Source organism: Acidimicrobiales bacterium (assembly GCA_035316325.1).
Lineage (GTDB): Bacteria > Actinomycetota > Acidimicrobiia > Acidimicrobiales > VFJN01 > DASXTK01.
The window spans coordinates 1-16,897 of the sequence record DATHJB010000025.1 but is presented as its reverse complement, the minus strand read 5'-3'; the positions used below and the strand labels follow the sequence as shown (position 1 = coordinate 16,897).

The window sequence follows — 16,897 nt, the reverse complement described above, 5'->3', positions numbered from 1 at the left end:
GCGCCCCGCCTTCCACCGCCGGCGCTTCACCTCCACCCGCCAACTCCAAGCCGAGATCGACGCCTGGCTCATCAACTACAACAACCGGCGCCGCAACCACAGCGACTACATGCGCGGCCGCACACCCCGCCAGATGCTCACCCTCCACCGCAACCGCCAAACAGCCTGACACCATGACCCAACCCAGAGCCCACCCGTCACCTCAATCCCCGGTCCGGAAGGGCTGGTGGTGGGGTCGTAGGCGAACCGCAGCTCGCCGTCGACCCGGGTGATGTCGGGGATCGGGGGGACCGGGCGGTCGCGGCGGCCCAGCGAGCCGTCGTGGACGAAGGCGAAGTGGGCCAGGTCGACGAAGTTCTCCACCCGCCGCGGTGCCGCCACCGGCCAGGTGTACGGCTCGCCCACCAGCACCTTCATGGTCGTGTCCTCGAACGCCGGGCAGGCCGGCACCACCGTTTCGGCGGCGCCGTCGAGCCGCACCCACACCAGGCCGTACGCCAGCGTCGCCTCGAAGGCGTCGACCCGGGCCCGGCCCGGGATGGGGCCGTAGGGCATCGACGGGATGTCGACGCAATGCCCGTCGGGGGCGAAGGCCCAGCCGTGGTAGGCGCAGCGCAGGCAGTCGTCCTCCACCGTGCCCACGGAGAGCCGGGTCGACCGGTGGGGGCACCGGTCGACGACGGCGATCGCCCGGCCGCTCCCCAGCCGGGCGACGGCGAGGTCACGGCCCAGCAGCCGCACCGGCACCGGCCCGGGCAGCTGCGACGCCAGGCACACCGGATGCCAGTGGTACTCCAACGCCCGCCGCAGCCCGCCCGCCAACTCCGAAACTTCGACAGAAGTGGTGGCCAGAGCGCCATCTGTGTCGAGATTTCGGGTGGGGACCGACGTCATGCGGCGACCGGGGTGGCGACGTTCGCCGGGAGCCAGCGGCCGGCCCGGACGCAGCCGACGGCGGCCAACCGGCGGTCGGCGACGATCGTCTCGTGGCCGTCCGACAGCGAGGCGGGCCCCTCCACAACGGCCAGGACCGACACCTCGGCGGGCCGGCCGACGGCGAGGGACCCCAGCTCGCCCTCTCGGCGGATCGACGTGGCCGGCCCGAGGGTCGCCATCGCCACCACCTCGGGCAGCGGCACGCCGAGCGCCCAGATCTTCGACATCGTCTCGGGCAGCGACCCGACCGGGCCGTCGACGTTGTAGATGTTGAGGTCGGTGCTGATCGAGTGCGGGAGGTAGCCGGCCTCGAACAGCCGCCGGGCGGTGCGGAACCGGAAGTCGGTGGCGGAGTGGCCGATGTCGAGCCGCACGCCCCGCTCCACCGCGTCGACGAACTCGGGCGTCACTGTCCCGTCGGCCGGGGAGAGCTGCCCGCCGCCCGCCCGGAAGGCGTGGGTGATGATGTCGCCGGCGCGCAGGGTGGTGAGCAGGGCTTCGTTGGTGATGGTGGGCGTGTGCGGGAAGCGGCCGAGGTGCACCATCACCGGCAGGTCGCCCGACACGGACTGGGCGCCGGACAGGAACGGGCTGTGGGTGTCGTCGCCGGTGTGGGTGGCCCGCACCTTCATCCCCACCACGATGTCGGCGTGGGCCTCGAGGGCCGCGGCGGTGGAGTCGAGATCGAGGTTGCGCTCGTCGTCGGCGATGTGGAGCTTGTGGGCGATGAAGTCGCCGGTGGCCAGGTAGAGCTGGTTGGGGTCGATGAAGGCCAGCACCCGGGTGGCGGGCGCCGACGCCTCCAGCCAGGCCCGGGCCAGCCCGAACGTGGCGACGCCACTGGTGCCGCCGTCGACCACCACCGGCACCGCGGTCTGGACGCCGGCCCGGTCGGGCGCAACGCAGAAGTCGCCCAGGCCGGGGAACACGTGGGCGTGGAGGTCGATCAACCCGGGCGTCACCACCAGTCCCTCGCAGTCGATCGTCTGGACGGTCCCACCGGCGGCGGCCACGGCCAGGTCGACCTCGTCCGGTGACCCCACGGCGGCGACGACCCCGTCGACCGCGAGCACGTCGGCGACGGCGTCGAGCCCCGACGCCGGGTCGACCACCCGCCCGCCCTGCAATCGCAACACCCCAGCTGACATGGGGTGGAAGCTAACTCCGTTCAACAGAATGTCGAAGCGGTTCACGGAGCGTTGACAGAAGCGCAACGGTCGGGCAACCGAGCCGGGGCCGGCTGAAATTGCGTCGATCAGCCCGCTCTATGCGGGTTTTCGAACGCAATTTGCCGTGGGGTGGGTGGGTCAGAGCAGGTGGTACTGGGACAGGTCGGGCTGGCGGGTGAGCTGCCAGTACTCGAGCAGGGAGAACGGCCAGTTCTGGGCGGAGCGGCCGGTGGCGTTCTTGTACCAGCTGTTGACCGTCGAGGCGCCCCACGCCATCCGCAGGTTCTGGGCGTCGACCCGCTCGTTGTAGGCGTCGTGGGCGGCCTCGGTGGGCTCCAGGGCCCGGGCCCCCTGCGCCAGCAGCTCCCGCAGGCAGCCGACGACGTAGTGCACCTCGCACTCGGAGAAGTACGTGATCGAGCCGTTGACCACGATGTTCGTGTTCGGCCCGTAGAGCAGGAACAGGTTGGGGAACTGCGGCAGCGTGATGCCGAGCAGCGCCCGGGCATCGCCCTTCCACCGCTCGTGCAGCTCGACGCCGCCCCGGCCCACCACCTTCATCGGCATCAGGAAGTCCGACGCCGTGAACCCCGTGCCGTAGACGATCACGTCGGCCTCGTGGAGCTCCCCGTCGACGGTGGCGACCCCGTCCGGCGTCACCCCGGCGACGCCGCCGGTCACGAGGTCGACGTTCTCGCGCCGCAGCGCCTCGGCCCAGGCGCCGTCGTCGCGGATGAACCGCTTGGCGAACGGCGGGTACTCGGGCACGACGTGGGGGAGCAGCTCGGGCAGGTCGGCGAACTGCATGTGGATGTAGGCGGTGAGGATCTGCCGGGCCCCGTCGTTGATGGCGCTGACCGACTGCTCGCCCCCCTCGCCGTCGTCCCAGTCCGGGTCGACGATGGCCGCCGCCCGCACGCCCTCCACGTTCAGCCAGAAGATGAAGTAGCGGTACCAGTTGGCGTAGCCACCGACGTTGCGGAACAGCCACTGCGCCTCGGGTGCGACCGGCTCGTGGTAGTCGGGCGTGGGGAGGAACCAGGCGGGGGTGCGCTGGAAGACCGTGAGGTGGGCGGCCTCCTTGGCGACCTCGGGGATGAACTGGGCGGCGCTCGCCCCGGTGCCGATCACGGCGACCCGCTTCCCGGCCAGGTCGACGTCGTGGTCCCAGCGGGCCGAGTGGAACGACGGGCCGGCGAAGCCGTCGAGGCCCGGGATGTCGGGCAGGTTGGGCCGGTTGAGCTGCCCGACGGCGCTGACCACGGCGTTCGCCTCCAGGGTGCCCTCGCCCTCGGGGCCGACGAGCTCGAGGCGCCAGGTCATGGTGGCCTCGTCCAGCTCGATCGCCGTCACCTCGGTGTCGAAGCGGATCAGCGGGCGCAGGTCGTGGTCGTCGGCGAAGCGGCGGAAGTAGTCGAGCAGCACCGGTTGAGGCGAGAAGTGGTCCGGCCAGTCGAGGCGCTGGGCGAACGAGTAGCTGTAGAAGTGGTTGGAGACGTCGACCCGGCAGCCGGGGTAGGTGTTCTCGTACCAGGTGCCGCCGACGTCCGCGTTCTTCTCGACGACCACCACGTCGAGCCCGGCCTGGCGGAGGCGGTGGGCGGCCACCAGACCCGACATCCCGGCGCCGATGACGGCCACCCGGAAGGGGCGGTCGGGGGCGAGGTCGTCCTTGGTCCAGGTGGGGGAGCGGAGGTCCTCGCCGAGGTTCAGCTCCTCCCGCAGCAGCTCCAGGTAGTCGTCCACCTCGACACCGCCGGACACGAACGCCAGCAGGGGGCGGAGCGTCGCGACGGGGAGTGCTCTCGTGGCGGGCGGGGTGCCCCGCTCCCGCAACCGCTTGATGGCCGCCACGGCGACCTCCCGGGCCTCGGTGAGCTGGGCCCCGGACAGGCCGCCGCTGGGATCGATGGTGGTCGACAGGTCGGGCCGGAGGTGGTCGGGGACCAGCGACAGGTCGTCGAGGTCGGCGGCGAGGGCGGCCAGCAGCGGCGGGAGGAGGGCGTGGCCGACGGCCGCGGCGATGGTCTCGTCGTCGGCGTGCTCCAGGTCGCTGTCGAACTCCGGCATCCGTGGTCCCCCTGGTCGGTCGCCCTCCGATGATGGCAGGGTCACTCGGTTCGCACCGCAGCCGCCGTCGGGTGCAGGCTGCGGCCATGGAGGATCGGTACGAGCCGGAGACGATCGACGTGAAGCGGGACGAGGGCGTCTCGATCACGTTCCTCGACGGTCACGTGGCGCGGTTCGACCTGTTGACCCTCCGCCGGAACTGTCCCTGCGCGACCTGCCGTGGCCTGCGGGATCGGGGCGAGGCCGCGTGGCCCCGGCCCGGGAGCCCGACGCCGCTGCGGGTCGAGGGCGCGGAGCTCCACGGCGCCTGGGGCCTCGTCATCAACTGGAACGACGGCCACGGCACGGGCATCTTCCCGTTCGAGTCGCTGCGGGACTGGCCCAGCGACGACATCCCGTTCGGCCCGGACTCAGGCCTCAGCCCGTCGGGCGACTGATCTAAGGGCCGGTGGTCACGTCTTCTGCCAGTGGAACCCGACGACGAGCGGCGGGTGGTCGCTGAGGTCGTTGCCCTGGGGATCCCGGAACCGTGCGCGGGGGAAGTCGTGCGAGGTGGCGGTCAGCGTGACCCCGCCGCCGCTGCGGAAGGCCACCTTGTCGATCGACGAGACGTCGGGGCAGCCGACGGCGACGCAGGCATCGGTCAGGCCGGTGGCGCCCAGGAACTGGGCCCACGCCCTGGTGTCGGCACCGTTGTGGCCGTCGGGGTGGTCGCTGTTGGTGTGGAGGTTGGTGTCGCCGGCCAGGATCACCGCCCGCCCCGCGCTGTGGCTCTGGATGTAGGCGGCCAGCTGCACGAAGTCGTCCTCCTGCAGCTGCTGGTCGAGATCGGTGCCGCCGGCTTCGCCGTGCAGGTTGTACACGTCGACGGTCAGGTCCGGGGCCAGCGTCATCCGCACGACCGAGAAGCCCTTGCCGGCCAGGCAGTCCGCCGCCCCGCCGTCGCTGGTGTCGGCGGCGCCGAAGCAGTCGCGCCAGGCGACCCGGGTCTCACCGGCGAACTCCGGCCGCGACAGCACCCCGAGCCCGTCGCCCACGAACGGGGCCGGGCGCACCGCAGGGTCGATGCCGGCAGCGGCCGGGCCCGGCCACCGGGCCGACCGGTGGGGGTGGGTCGCCTGGGCCCGCAGCTGCTCGTGGTAGCGGGCGAAGCTGAGGCCGTCGAGGAGCGGGTCCCACCAGTCGAAGTCCTCCTGTGTGAGCACCACGTCGTAGTCGTCGAGCAACGGGCTGATCAGCGGGATGTTCGCGTCGGGGTTCTCACCCGAGAACTCCTGCGGGAGGCCGGCCACGTTGTAGCTCAGGACCGTGAAGTCCCCCGACGTGGCAGCGCAACCCGACAGCGACACCGACGTCATGGCCAAGGCCGCGCCGACGGTGAACAACCGCTTAACTTTCAATGTCCCCAGCATGTCGCCACCGTAGGCCGTCCCTACCGCTCCGTGCTGGTGTCCCTCGCCTCAGGGGCCTACCGGTGGAGGCGGTAGCGGATCGGGAGGTGCTTCAGGCCGCCGACGAACGTGGTCTGCATCAGCGACGGCTCGCCCGCCAGCTCGACCGAGTCGAGCCGGGGGACCAGCTCGGTGAGCAGGGCCTTGATCTCCATCTTCGCCAGCTTGGCGCCCAGGCAGTAGTGGGCCCCGAAGCCGAACGCCAGGTGGGGGTTGGGGGAGCGGCCGACGTCGAAGCGGAACGGGTCGTCGAACACGTCCTCGTCGCGGTTGGCCGACGGGTACGACAGCAGCATGGCATCGCCGGGCTGGAACTCGTGGCCGGACACGTCGTAGGGCTCGGTGCAGTTGCGCATGAAGTGCTTCACCGGCGTGGTCCAGCGGATGATCTCGTCGACCGCCGAGTCGATCAGCTCCGGGTCGTCCTTCAACCGGGCCAGCTCGGCCGGGTTCTCCACGAGAGCCTGCACGCCGCCCGCCATCGCCGACGACGTGGTGTCGTGCCCGGCCGTGGCGATGATCATGTAGTACGAGATCAGCTCCAGGGGCGGCATCTGCTCGCCGTGCGGGCAGCCGTTGGCGATGGTCGACGCCAGGTCCTCGGCCGGGCACGCCCGCCGGTCCTCGGTCAGCACCGAGAAGTACTGGACGAAGTCCTGCAGCACCAGCAGGATGTCGGCCGGGTTGGTGCTGCGGGCCAGCTCGGGGTCCTGGGCGCCGAACAGCTCCTGGGTGAGGGTGAGCATGAAGTCGTAGTCGGACTCGGGCAGCCCGAGGATGGCCAGGATCACCTGCAGCGGGTAGGGCATGGCGATCTCGCGGGCGAAGTCGCACTCGCCGCCGAGGTCGGCCATCCTGTCGACGGTCTGGCGGGCCAGGTCGGCCAGCCGGTCGTCGAGGCGGGCCAGGCTGCGCGGCTTGAACCAGTCGACGGTCAGGCCCCGGTAGGCGCGGTGGTCGGGGTCGTCCATGTGGACGAGCGAGCGGATGCCCAGCCCGGTCTGCCGCGCCCGCTCGAGGGAGGCGCGGTCGACCAGGATCGACACCGGCTCGTTGGCGAACGACGTCGGGTGCAGCTCGATCTCGTAGACGTCGGCGTGGCGGGTGACGACGTGGAACGGCGGGAAGTCGGGGTGCTCGACCAGGTGGATCGGGTCCTCCCGGCGCAGCAGCGCGCAGGCGGCGTGGAACCGGCGGTCGTCGGCGTAGGCGGACGGGGTGACGAAGACCTGACCGGCCTCGTCGACCCCCATGTCGTGGATGTCCAGGTTCATGGCAGCCGGGTTTCGATCCAGCGCTGGTACTCGGCGAGCAGGGTGTGGAGGCGGTCGCGGTCCACCGGCCGCTCCCGCTGCTGGGTGCCGATCAGGATCGCCATCCCGATGCGGGCCGACGTGCGGGCGGTGTCGTCGTCCATGCCGGCGGCCCGGTACAGGTCGACCAGCACCTCCTCCCGGCCCTGGTCGACCCGGCGCTGCACCTCGGCGGCGAACGCGTCGGACATGGCCAGCGCCCGGATGGCGCTCTCGGCTTCGTGGTGGACGGCGTAGGCGACCGCCGCCTTCAGCTGGGGGATCAGCGTGGTCGGGCCCTTGACGGCCAGCGCCTCCCGGGCGAGACGGTGGCCGTGCCGGTCCTCCCACCAGACGAGCAGCTGCTCCATGTAGTCGCGGCCGCCGTGGAAGTGGTGGTAGAAGGACCCCTTCGTCACCCGCAGGCGGGTGCACAGGGCGTCGATGGTGACCGAGGGAGCACCGCCCTCGGCGAGCAGCTCGAGGCCGACCTCGAAGTACTGCGCCCGGGTCGTCCGGGACGACGTCGAGCTGCTCGTGGTGGGCATGGCGCCTGGGCCTGCGGGCCTGGCGGCCTAGGCGGCGGCCTTCTCGAGGATGTGGACGCCGCAGGCCGAGCCGAGGCCGATGACGTGGGCCAGCCCCACCTTGGCGTCGGGGATCTGGCGGTCGCCGGCCTCGCCCCGCAGGTGGTGGCACACCTCCCAGATGTTGGCGATGCCGGTGGCGGCGATGGGATGGCCCTTCGACTGCAGGCCGCCCGACACGTTCACCGGCGTCGTCCCGTCGCGCCACGTGGCGCCCGACTCGAAGAACGGCACCGCATCGCCCGGCTTGCAGAGCATCAGGTTGTCGTAGTGGACCAGCTCGGCGGTGGCGAAGCAGTCGTGCAGCTCGACCAGGTCGAGGTCCTCCGGCCCGACCCCGGCCTGCTCGTAGGCCTGCTGGGCGGCGTTCCGGGTGAGCGTGTTGATGTTGGGGAGCACCTGGCAGGCCTCCTCCCACGGGTCGGTCGTCAGGATCGACGCCGACACCTTGACCGCCCGGCGCTGCTGGTCGGGCGACAGGGTCTTCAGCTTCTCGCCGGAGACGACCACGGCCGCGGCGGCACCGTCGCAGTTGGCGGAGCACATCGGCCGGGTGTTCGGGTAGGCGATCATCACGTCGCCCATGATCTGCTCGAGCGACATCTTCTTCGTGTACGCCGCCAGCGGGTTGAGCGTGGAGTGCGAGTGGTTCTTCTCGGAGATGCGGGCGAACAGCTCGAACTCGGCGCCCTCGTAGGGGTGCTCGTGGATGTACTGCATGCCGACCTGGGCGAAGACGCCGGGCATCGTCTCGGTGCCGATGCGGCCGTCGACGGCGGCGACGGCGCCGTAGCGGCCCCTGGGCTGCCAGGTGTCGCCGTCGTCCTTGCGGCTGCCGCCGGCCAGGAGCCCGGCGCCCGACAGCTTCTCGACGCCGACCGCCAGGCCCATCGGGGTCTCGCCGGCCTTCACCGCCATGATCGCGGTGCGCAGGGCGGTCGCCCCGGTGGCGCAGGCGTTGGCGACGTTGTAGACGGGGATGCCGGTCTGGCCGATCTGCTTCTGCAGCTGCTGGCCGATGCCGCCGTTGGCGGCCATGAGGTTGCCGGCAGCGAGCACGCCGACGTCCTTGATCGACACCTGGGCGTCGGCCAGCGCGGCCATGGCGGCCTCGGCGGCCAGGTCGATGGTGTCGAGGTCCGGGTGCTTGCCGAACTTGGTCATGTGGATCCCCAGGATCCAGATGTCGTCGGTTGCCATGTCAGTCGCCCTTCCCGTTTAGCGGCTCGAAGCCGAAGCCGATCGCCTGCGTGCCTGCCGCGTCGGCGCCCACCGGCACGGTGGTGAGCCGCACCTTCATCCCCAACTCCACGTGCCCGGGGTCGGGCTCGACGTTGACGAGGTTGGCCCGCACGCTGGTGCCGTCGCAGTCGACCACCGACGCCACGAACGGCACGGGGACGCCGGGCGCCGCGAACGCCACGATCGTGAACGCCTGCACCTCGCCCTCGGTGGCCACCCGGACCGGGCGGAACTCGGTGCCGCTGCAGGCGGCGCAGGCGTTGCGCCGGTCGAAGAACCGGGCCCCGCACGACGTGCACTCGTTCGCCACCAGGTGTGGGTCGTCGCCCAGCACCAGGTAGTCGACCAACGGAATCTCGCTCATCGTTTCCCCGTCCTGCCAGGTGTCGGCGTACCGTACCTTCTGGTATGGTCGGCCGCCAAGGCGACGAGCAGCCACACCGGGGGACCAGCATGAGCGACGACGCGACGGGCCTGGCGATGACCATCGGCGGCGAGCGCCGCCACGCCCCGACCACCTTCGGGGTGGTCAACCCCGCCACCGGCGAGGTGCACGCCGAGGCGCCCGACTGCTCCCGCGAGCAGCTCGACGAGGCCTTCGAGGCCGCCGCCAAGGCGCAGATCGACTGGGCCCGCGACGAGGACGCCCGCCGGCAGGCCCTGCGCGACGCCGCCAACGTGCTGTTCGCCGCCGCCGACGACCTGGCCCCGATCCTCACCCGGGAGCAGGGCAGGCCCCTCGCCGGGGCGACAGAAGAGGTGTTCGGCGCCGGCATCTGGCTCAAGTACTTCGCCGACCTCGAGGTGCCGCGCGAGGTGATCCAGGACGACGACAACGCCTTCGCCGAGGTGGTCCGCCGGCCCGTCGGCGTGGTCGCCGCCATCACCCCGTGGAACTACCCGCTGATCCTGGCGTCGTGGAAGATCGGTCCGGCGCTGCGGGCGGGCAACACCCTGGTGCTCAAGCCGTCGCCGTTCACGCCGCTGGCCACGCTCAGGATGATCGAGCTGATCGACGCCGTCCTGCCGCCGGGTGTCGTCAACGTGGTGAGCGGCGGCAACGAGCTGGGCGCCTGGATGACGTCGCACCCCGTGCCCCGCAAGATCAGCTTCACCGGCTCGGTCGCCACCGGGAAGGCCGTGGCCGTCGCCGCGGCGCCGGACCTCAAGCGGGTCACGCTCGAGCTGGGTGGCAACGACCCCGCCATCGTGCTCGACGACGCCGACCCGGCCGAGGTCGCCCGAGGCATCTACCAGGCCGCCTTCAGGAACAACGGCCAGGTGTGCTCGGCGATCAAGCGGGTGTACGTACCCCAGGCGCTGCACGACGACGTGGTCGAGGCCCTGGCCGAGCAGGCCCGGGCCGCCAAGGTGGGCGACGGGATGGACCCGGCGTCGGAGCTGGGGCCCGTCAACAACGCACCGCAGTTCGAGCGGGTGAAGGGCCTGGTGGCCGACGCGCTCTCCGGTGGAGCCGTGGCCGCCGCGGGCGGCGCGCCGCTCGACCGGCCTGGCTACTTCTTCGCCCCGACCGTGCTGACGGGAGTGGCGGAGGGCACCCGCATCGTCGACGAGGAGCAGTTCGGCCCGGCGCTGCCGGTGCTGACCTATCGTGACGTCGACGAGGTGGTGGAGCGGGCGAACGCCACGACGTTCGGCTTGTCCGGCTCGGTCTGGTCGGGGGACCTGGACCGAGCCGGCGCCGTCGCCGCTCGGCTGGAGTGCGGCACGGCCTGGGTGAACACCCACCTGGCGCTGGCCCCGCACCAGCCGTTCGGCGGCTTCAAGTGGAGCGGACTCGGGGTGGAGAACGGGCCCTGGGGCCTGGCGGGCTTCACCGAGATCCAGGTCCAGTACCGGAAGAAGTAACGCACCGATGTCCACGCCGCACCCGTTGCGCTACCCCGGCGCGTACGTCGACACCACGCCCGACAAGCCCGCCGTGATCATGGCGGGCAGCGGCGACACGCTGACGTTCGCCGAGCTCGACGCCGCGTCGTGGCGGCTGGCCCGGGCGTTCCGGGCGCTGGGGCTCGACCCCGGGGCACACGTGGCCATGTCCCTGGAGAACCGCATCGAGTTCCCGCAGGTGGCCTGGGCGGCCCACTACGGGGAGCTGGTCTACACGTTCGCCAGCACCCGGCTCACGCCCGGCGAGCTGGCCTACATCGTGGGTGACTCGGGGTCGCGGGTGGCCGTGGTGTCGGAGAAGCTGGTCGACGGGCTGCGGTCGCAGGTGGGCGAGAGCGTCCGGGTGCTGACCGTGGAGGAGCTGTTCGAGCTGGCGGCGTCGCAGTCGCCCGACCCGCTGCCCGACGCCCGCGAGGGCACCGACATGCTCTACTCCTCGGGCACCACCGGGCGGCCCAAGGGCGTGGAGCGGCCGCTGTCGGGCAAGCCCCTCGGATCGACCCTGGGTGTCGGGCTGCTGGCCCAGCTGCTGCTCGGCCTCACCGAGGAGTCGGTGTACCTGTCGCCGGCGCCCATGTACCACGCGGCCCCGCTGCGCTGGACGCAGGAGTCGATCGCCATGGGCGCCACCGGCGTGATCATGGAGCGCTTCGACCCCGAGTCGTTCCTGGCCGCCGTCGAGCGCTACGGCGTGACCCACGGCCAGTTCGTCCCCACCATGTTCATCCGCCTCCTGCGCCTGCCCGACGAGGTGAGGGCCCGCTACGACATCTCGTCGCTGCAGGCCGTGGTCCACGCCGCCGCCCCGTGCCCGCAGGAGGTCAAGCGGGCGATGCTCGACTGGTGGGGCCCGATCGTCTACGAGTACTACGCCGGCACCGAGGGCCAGGGGCTGTGCTGGGCCGGCCCGCAGGACTGGCTCGACCACCCGGGCACCGTGGGTCGCCCGATCATCGGGCAGCTGCACATCGTCTCCGCCGACACCGGCGAGGAGCTGCCGGCCGGGCAGGAGGGCCTCGTCTACTTCGGTGGCGGGGGCTCGTTCGAGTACCACAACGACCCCGAGAAGACGGCGTCGGCGCACAACGCTCAGGGCTGGTCGACGCTCGGCGACATCGGCCGGGCCGACGACGACGGCTTCCTCTACCTCACCGACCGGCAGTCGAACATGATCATCACCGGCGGCGTCAACGTGTACCCGCAGGAGACGGAGAACCTGCTGGCGGTGCACCCGGCCGTCGCCGACGTGGCGGTGATCGGAGTGCCCAACGACGACTTCGGCGAGGAGGTCAAGGCGGTGGTCACACCCGCCGAGGACGCCGTCGCCGGGCCGGAGCTGGCCGACGAGCTGATCGCCCACTGCCGGGCGCACCTGGCCGACGTGAAGTGCCCGCGCACGGTCGACTTCCGCGTCGAGCTGCCCCGCACGCCGACGGGCAAGCTGCTCAAGCGCCTGCTGCGGGACGAGTACTGGGCGGGTCACGAGACCCGCATCTGACCGCGACCTTCAGGGGGAACCGATGGCTGTCCGGCTCGAACCCGTCGACGAGTACACGCATCAGCCCAGCGCCGATGCCACGTTCAACGAGTCGATGTACTTCAACGTGTACGACCCGGCGGGGGGCGTGGGCGGGTTCTTCCGCATCGGCAACCGGGTCAACGAGGCGATGGCCGAGGTCACGACCTGCCTGTACCTCCCCGACGGGCGGGTGGGGTTCGCCTTCGGGCGGCCGCGCATCGAGTCGAACGACGCCTTCGACGCCGGTGGGATGCGCTTCGACGTGGTGACGCCGTTCGAAGCGCTCACCGTGACCTACGAGGGGAAGGTCACGCTGCTGGACGACCCGCTGGAGATGGTCGACCCGAAGGCGGCGTTCCTGTCGAACCCCCGGGCGTCGTGCTCGGTGTCGCTGTCGTACTCGGGGCTGTCGCCGATGTTCGGCGGCGAGTCCGACCGGCCCGAGGCACCGGGGCAGGAGTTCGCCAAGGCCCACTACGAGCAGCTGGTGGCGGCATCGGGGTCGATCTCGGTGGACGGCGTGGGGTCGTGGACGATCTCCGGGTTCGGCCTGCGCGACCACTCGTGGGGGCCGCGCACCTGGCAGGCGCCCTGGTACTACCGCTGGCTCACGGGCAACGCCGGGTCGGACTTCGGGTTCATGGCGTCGCGGATCGCCTCGCCGTCGGGGCCGGGGACCCGGGGCGGCTTCGTGTGGGAGGGCGACGAGCTGATCCTGTGCGACTCGTGCTCGCTGTCCACCGCCTGGACCGACGAGGGGTCGTACCATCGGACGGTGACCTTCGAGCTGGCCAGCGGGGAGCGGTCGTGGTCGGGTCGGGGCGAGGTGCTGTCGCTGGTGCCGCTGCGGAACCGGCGTGAGGGCCAGGTCACCCGCATCTCCGAGGGCATGACCCGGTGGACGCTGGGCGACGGCCGGGTGGGCTACGGCCTCTCCGAGTACCTCGACCAGATCGTCGACGGGCAGCCCGTCGGCCTCGCCGAGTGACGCCCGACTTCCCGGCGGCGCTCGGCCGTGCCCTCCGGGGCGAGGTGGTCGACCTGGTGCGGCTGTCGGGGGGTGCCTCGCGGGAGACCTGGTCCTTCGACCTCGTGACGCCGGGCGCGGTGCGGCGGGGGATGATCCTGCAGCGGCGGCGGGCGGCGTCGGGTCCGTCGGGGCACCCGCCAGATGTCGAGGCGGCGCTGCTGCGGGCCGCGGCCGGCGCCGGGGTGCCGGTGGCCGGGCTCGTGGGGGTGGGCGACGACAACGGCCTGGGGGCGCCGTGGCTGGTGGTCGAGCGGATCGAGGGAGAGACGATCCCCCGCAAGCTCCTGCGCGACGACGAGTTCGCCGCGGCCCGGCCCCTGCTGGCGGCGCAGCTGGGGCGGGCGGCGGCGGCGATCCACTCGATCCCCGTCGACTCGGTGCCTGCCCTCGACGACCAGGACCAGCTCACCGCCTTCGGCTCGCTGGTGGGGGCGCTCTCGCAGCCCCGCCCGGCGCTGGAGCTGGCGGTGCGGCGGCTCGACGCATCGCGGCCGGCGGCGGCCCGGCGGACGGTGGTGCACGGCGACTTCCGCACCGGCAACCTGCTGGTCGGCCCGGACGGCCTGCGGGCGGTGCTCGACTGGGAGCTGGCCCACGTCGGCGACCCGGTCGAGGACCTGGGGTGGCTGTGCACGCGGTCGTGGCGGTTCGGGTCGCCGGCGCGGGTGGGCGGCTTCGGGTCGGTCGGCGAGCTGGTGGCGGCCTACGAGTCGACGTCGGGCGTCCCCGTCGACCTCGACGCCCTGCGCTGGTGGGAGGCGTTCGGGTCGCTCAAGTGGGCGGTGATCTGCCTGCTCCAGGCGGGTGTCCACCTGTCGGGCGCGGCCCGGTCGGTGGAGCTGGTGTCGATCGGCCGGCGGGCCTACGAGTCGGAGTGGGACCTGCTGGGGCTGCTGGGCGCCGTCCCGGACGACGACCCGCCGCGCCCGGCCGTCCAGGCGACGTCGCACCCGACGGCCGGCGAGCTGCTGGAGGCGGTCCGGGAGTTCCTGGCGGGCGACGTGATGGACCGGACCACCGGGAGCACCCGCTTCCACGCCCGCGTCGCCGCCAAGTCCCTGGCGATCGTGGAGCGGGAGCTGGCGCTCGGCCCCGCGGTCGCGGAGGCCCACGACCGGCGGCTCGCCGATCTCGGCTTCCCCGACGACGCGTCGCTCGTGGACGCCGTCCGCGCCGGCAAGCTCGACGACCGCTGGGACGAGGTCGCCGCGGCCGTCGCCGCCTCCGTCCGCGACCAGCTCCTGATCGCCAACCCGGCCTGGCTCGCCTAGCTGGGGCGACGGGCTTCAGTCGTCGCGCCCGACACCGCGATCGGGTGCGCTCATGTCTCCCGTCCCGGGCGTGCCATCGGCGAGCCCGTAGCGCAGGTACACGGTGCCCTTCGGACCGGCTGTGGGCGGTTCGAGGAGTGTGACGTTCGTGGGCACCGCTCCATCGTCGAACACCTTCTTCCCGACGCCGAGCACGACCGGGTGCAACCAGAGGTCGAGACGGTCGAAGAGCTTCTCGCGCAGGAGGGTCTGCACCAGGTTCAGGCTCCCGACGACCTTCACGTGCTCGTGCCGGTCACGGATCTCGCGCACCGCGCCGGCCAGATCCGGGCCGAGCTGCGTGGACCCGGCCCACGAGAGGTCGGGCCTGCCGCGGGAGGCCACGTACTTCGGGACGCTGTTGAAGAGCGTGGCGATCTCGCCGTCCTCGCCGCCCTCCTGGTATTGCCAGTAGGCGGCGAAGGTGTCGTAGGTCCGCCGGCCGAGCAGGAGGGCGTCCGTGCCCTGGTACGCGGCCTCGACCTGCGCCCCGGCGACCTCGTCGAGCAGGGGCGCCTGCCAGCCGCCGAACGGGAACCCCACCGGGTCCTCGTCGGGGGTGCCGGGCGCCTGCCCGACGAGGTCGAGGGTCGCGAACAGCTCGATGTGGATGAGGCCCATGCGTTGCTCCTGATGAGTTGGTCGTCACGGTCAGGAGGTAGACCTGCGGGCGCCGGCAGACTCATCGCTGCGACGGCACCCCAGCTTCGTACTGGTCGTGCTTTGATACAGCGATGCCGTCGGCCTCACCTGTGACCGACGCGTCCCCGCAGCCGGTCCGGCGGGCGCGCTGGCGGTTGATGGCGATGGCCCTGATGGTGCCCACGCTGGGCTCCAGCCTGGGCATCGACGGCGGCGACCTGTTCCAGATCCTGGCCGTGGAGAACCTCGGCCTCGACGCCCGCACGATCGGCATCGGCCTCGGGTTCTGCACCCTGTCGGTGCCGGTGCAGCTCTGGGCGGCCCGCCTGACGCTGGGCCGGGCCCGGCAGCGGCTGGTCGCCTTCCTGGTGGGCGATGCCGTGCTGTGCTGGATCCTCGCCCTGCTGGTGGCGACGGCGACGCCCGGCAGCGGGCTCGCGACCAGCGCCCTCGCCGTCGCCGTCGTGGCCGAGATCCACCTCTCGGTGCTCTACGTCACGGCGTGGCAGCCGTTGCTGTCGCAGGTGCTGGGGGCCGCCGACCGCCAGCGGAACAACGCCCAGGGGCGGGCGGTCGCCCGGGTCCTGATGGCCGGGCTCCTGCTGGTGTTCGGGCTCGCCGACGAGACGACCCGCATCGTGATCCTCGTGGCCATCGGCGGCATCGCGCTGGTCCTGGCGAAGGTGGTGGGCGGGATGCCGACGCCCGACCCGCCCGTGGCCGTGGTCGACGAGCCGGCCGAGCCGGCCGCGGCCCCGCCGGGGCGCCGCTGGTCGCTGCCGACCGGGATGTGGGCGCTGTGCATCACCGCCGGGCTGGGCGCCGTGTCGGCGTGGCCGCTGTTCGTCACCTACACCCACGACGTGCTGTGGCCCGACGTGAACCTGGGCCTGATGACCGCCGCGCAGGTCGGCGGCCAGGTGACAGCCGGGCTGCTGTGGCGGCCGACCGCCACCGGGCTGATGCGCCGGGGACGTCGGGCGGCGGTCGTGTCGGTGGTGGCCGCCACGGCGCTGGCCGCGATCCGGGCGCCGGTCGAGGGACTGACGGAGGGCATGCTCACCCTGGTCACGGTCGCCGGTGCCGCGGCGGCGCTCACGCTCGTGTTCCTGGTCGTGATGGAGCTGGTCCACCAGACCGTCGACAACGACACCTCGGTGCGGTCGATGACCATCTTCGACGTCGTCGCCTCGACGTCGGGCCAGACGGGCCTCTTCGTCGCCGGCTTCCTGATCTCCGCCAGCGTCGACTCGGCCTGGCCGGTCGACCCCTACCGCGTCTACCTGCTCACCGCCGCCACCCTCGTCGCCGCCGCCGTCCTCCGCCTCGGGCGGCGGCGACCGGCGCTCACGACGTCGGGGTGAGGTCCTGGGTGCCGACCACCCGGAGGAGGGCCAAGGCTGCGCCGGTCCGAGGCCGGCCGGATCGTCGGTTCGGCGCGGAGCGACCGTTTCGGTTCGTCGGCGCCGCAACGACCGCGTTCGGGTTAGCCCTCGAAGAACCACGCAGGTGCGGCTGGGGTATGACTTGCCGATGGACTTCACGGGGACGCGGCGGTCGCTCCACGCCGTCGCCGAGCAGGTGCTGGCCGCGGCGCTGTGGCGGGCGACCGGGCGCATCGGGTTGCGGGCCACCGAGGGCGGGTTCGGCACGCCGGCGTTCCCCCTGGGCGGGCGGGGGCGGCAGGTGCGGGTCGAGGGTCTCGACCTGGTGGTGGTCGACGACGGCCAACAACGTC

Annotated in this window: 16 protein-coding genes; 7 read left to right on the top strand and 9 right to left on the bottom strand. The window is 72.2% G+C overall.

From position 1 onward, the window contains the following. Positions 1-105 precede the first annotated feature (105 nt). From VK611_03755 to VK611_03745, 3 genes are all read right to left on the bottom strand, one after another. Complete coding sequence (locus tag VK611_03755) at positions 106-894, bottom strand: Rieske 2Fe-2S domain-containing protein (GenBank protein HMG40412.1); 789 nt, start codon at positions 892-894, stop codon at positions 106-108. Then, entirely contained in the window at positions 891-2,084 is a 1,194-nt protein-coding gene (locus VK611_03750; GenBank protein HMG40411.1) for an amidohydrolase/deacetylase family metallohydrolase, read from the bottom strand. The genes VK611_03755 and VK611_03750 overlap by 4 nt, the downstream gene beginning before the upstream one ends. Positions 2,085-2,243: 159 nt before the next feature. Further along, the gene (locus VK611_03745) at positions 2,244-4,175 is read right to left on the bottom strand and encodes an NAD(P)/FAD-dependent oxidoreductase (GenBank protein HMG40410.1); all 1,932 of its coding nucleotides are present in this window, start codon (positions 4,173-4,175) and stop codon (positions 2,244-2,246) included. 86 nt (positions 4,176-4,261) lie between these two features. Between VK611_03745 and VK611_03740 the strand changes: the two genes are divergently transcribed. Beyond that, positions 4,262-4,612, top strand: a complete 351-nt coding sequence (locus VK611_03740) for a DUF971 domain-containing protein (protein HMG40409.1) — start codon at positions 4,262-4,264, stop codon at positions 4,610-4,612. A 15-nt stretch (positions 4,613-4,627) separates the two neighbouring features. Here VK611_03740 and VK611_03735 read toward each other — a convergent pair whose 3' ends face one another. The 5 genes from VK611_03735 to VK611_03715 are packed head-to-tail and all read right to left on the bottom strand — an operon-like array spanning position 4,628 to position 9,111. Continuing rightward, entirely contained in the window at positions 4,628-5,587 is a 960-nt protein-coding gene (locus VK611_03735) for an endonuclease/exonuclease/phosphatase family protein (GenBank protein HMG40408.1), read from the bottom strand. Between the two features lie 56 nt (positions 5,588-5,643). Beyond that, on the bottom strand, positions 5,644-6,900 hold the full coding sequence (locus VK611_03730) for a cytochrome P450 (GenBank protein ID HMG40407.1): 1,257 nt from the start codon (positions 6,898-6,900) through the stop codon (positions 5,644-5,646). Continuing rightward, the gene (locus VK611_03725) at positions 6,897-7,466 is read right to left on the bottom strand and encodes a TetR/AcrR family transcriptional regulator (GenBank protein HMG40406.1); all 570 of its coding nucleotides are present in this window, start codon (positions 7,464-7,466) and stop codon (positions 6,897-6,899) included. The genes VK611_03730 and VK611_03725 overlap by 4 nt, the downstream gene beginning before the upstream one ends. Positions 7,467-7,493: 27 nt before the next feature. After that, a complete protein-coding gene (locus tag VK611_03720; protein ID HMG40405.1) occupies positions 7,494-8,705 on the bottom strand; it encodes a thiolase family protein in 1,212 nt (403 codons plus the stop codon). A 1-nt stretch (position 8,706) separates the two neighbouring features. Then, positions 8,707-9,111, bottom strand: coding sequence for an OB-fold domain-containing protein (locus tag VK611_03715; GenBank protein ID HMG40404.1), 405 nt, complete (start codon positions 9,109-9,111; stop codon positions 8,707-8,709). A gap of 89 nt (positions 9,112-9,200) precedes the next feature. Here VK611_03715 and VK611_03710 point away from each other — a divergent pair, with 89 nt between their 5' ends. The 4 genes from VK611_03710 to VK611_03695 are packed head-to-tail and all read left to right on the top strand — an operon-like array spanning position 9,201 to position 14,478. Continuing rightward, positions 9,201-10,616, top strand: a complete 1,416-nt coding sequence (locus VK611_03710; GenBank protein ID HMG40403.1) for an aldehyde dehydrogenase family protein — start codon at positions 9,201-9,203, stop codon at positions 10,614-10,616. Positions 10,617-10,623: 7 nt separating this feature from the next. Then, a complete protein-coding gene (locus VK611_03705; GenBank protein ID HMG40402.1) occupies positions 10,624-12,156 on the top strand; it encodes an acyl-CoA synthetase in 1,533 nt (510 codons plus the stop codon). Positions 12,157-12,178: 22 nt separating this feature from the next. After that, positions 12,179-13,165 (top strand): hypothetical protein, encoded by a 987-nt coding sequence (locus VK611_03700; GenBank protein ID HMG40401.1) that lies wholly within the window; start codon positions 12,179-12,181, stop codon positions 13,163-13,165. After that, positions 13,162-14,478, top strand: coding sequence for a phosphotransferase family protein (locus VK611_03695; protein ID HMG40400.1), 1,317 nt, complete (start codon positions 13,162-13,164; stop codon positions 14,476-14,478). The genes VK611_03700 and VK611_03695 overlap by 4 nt, the downstream gene beginning before the upstream one ends. A gap of 15 nt (positions 14,479-14,493) precedes the next feature. On the opposite strand, the gene VK611_03690 is transcribed toward VK611_03695, so the two are convergent. Beyond that, entirely contained in the window at positions 14,494-15,138 is a 645-nt protein-coding gene (locus VK611_03690; protein HMG40399.1) for a dihydrofolate reductase family protein, read from the bottom strand. 131 nt (positions 15,139-15,269) lie between these two features. Here VK611_03690 and VK611_03685 point away from each other — a divergent pair, with 131 nt between their 5' ends. Both VK611_03685 and VK611_03680 read left to right on the top strand, forming a co-directional pair. Further along, positions 15,270-16,523 (top strand): hypothetical protein, encoded by a 1,254-nt coding sequence (locus tag VK611_03685; protein ID HMG40398.1) that lies wholly within the window; start codon positions 15,270-15,272, stop codon positions 16,521-16,523. 169 nt (positions 16,524-16,692) lie between these two features. After that, on the top strand, positions 16,693-16,897 hold a 205-nt coding region (locus VK611_03680), incomplete at its 3' end, for a hypothetical protein (protein ID HMG40397.1).

What these genes read in the sequence shown, in the direction of transcription:
- VK611_03740 (HMG40409.1), top strand. Translation starts at nt 4,262, where the DNA reads ATGGAGGATCGGTACGAGCCGGAGACGATCGACGTGAAGCGGGACGAG.
- VK611_03715 (HMG40404.1), bottom strand. Translation starts at nt 9,111, where the DNA reads ATGAGCGAGATTCCGTTGGTCGACTACCTGGTGCTGGGCGACGACCCA.
- VK611_03745 (HMG40410.1), bottom strand. Translation starts at nt 4,175, where the DNA reads ATGCCGGAGTTCGACAGCGACCTGGAGCACGCCGACGACGAGACCATC.
- VK611_03700 (HMG40401.1), top strand. Translation starts at nt 12,179, where the DNA reads ATGGCTGTCCGGCTCGAACCCGTCGACGAGTACACGCATCAGCCCAGC.
- VK611_03755 (HMG40412.1), bottom strand. Translation starts at nt 894, where the DNA reads ATGACGTCGGTCCCCACCCGAAATCTCGACACAGATGGCGCTCTGGCC.
- VK611_03710 (HMG40403.1), top strand. Translation starts at nt 9,201, where the DNA reads ATGAGCGACGACGCGACGGGCCTGGCGATGACCATCGGCGGCGAGCGC.
- VK611_03735 (HMG40408.1), bottom strand. Translation starts at nt 5,587, where the DNA reads ATGCTGGGGACATTGAAAGTTAAGCGGTTGTTCACCGTCGGCGCGGCC.
- VK611_03750 (HMG40411.1), bottom strand. Translation starts at nt 2,084, where the DNA reads ATGTCAGCTGGGGTGTTGCGATTGCAGGGCGGGCGGGTGGTCGACCCG.
- VK611_03720 (HMG40405.1), bottom strand. Translation starts at nt 8,705, where the DNA reads ATGGCAACCGACGACATCTGGATCCTGGGGATCCACATGACCAAGTTC.
- VK611_03725 (HMG40406.1), bottom strand. Translation starts at nt 7,466, where the DNA reads ATGCCCACCACGAGCAGCTCGACGTCGTCCCGGACGACCCGGGCGCAG.
- VK611_03730 (HMG40407.1), bottom strand. Translation starts at nt 6,900, where the DNA reads ATGAACCTGGACATCCACGACATGGGGGTCGACGAGGCCGGTCAGGTC.
- VK611_03690 (HMG40399.1), bottom strand. Translation starts at nt 15,138, where the DNA reads ATGGGCCTCATCCACATCGAGCTGTTCGCGACCCTCGACCTCGTCGGG.
- VK611_03705 (HMG40402.1), top strand. Translation starts at nt 10,624, where the DNA reads ATGTCCACGCCGCACCCGTTGCGCTACCCCGGCGCGTACGTCGACACC.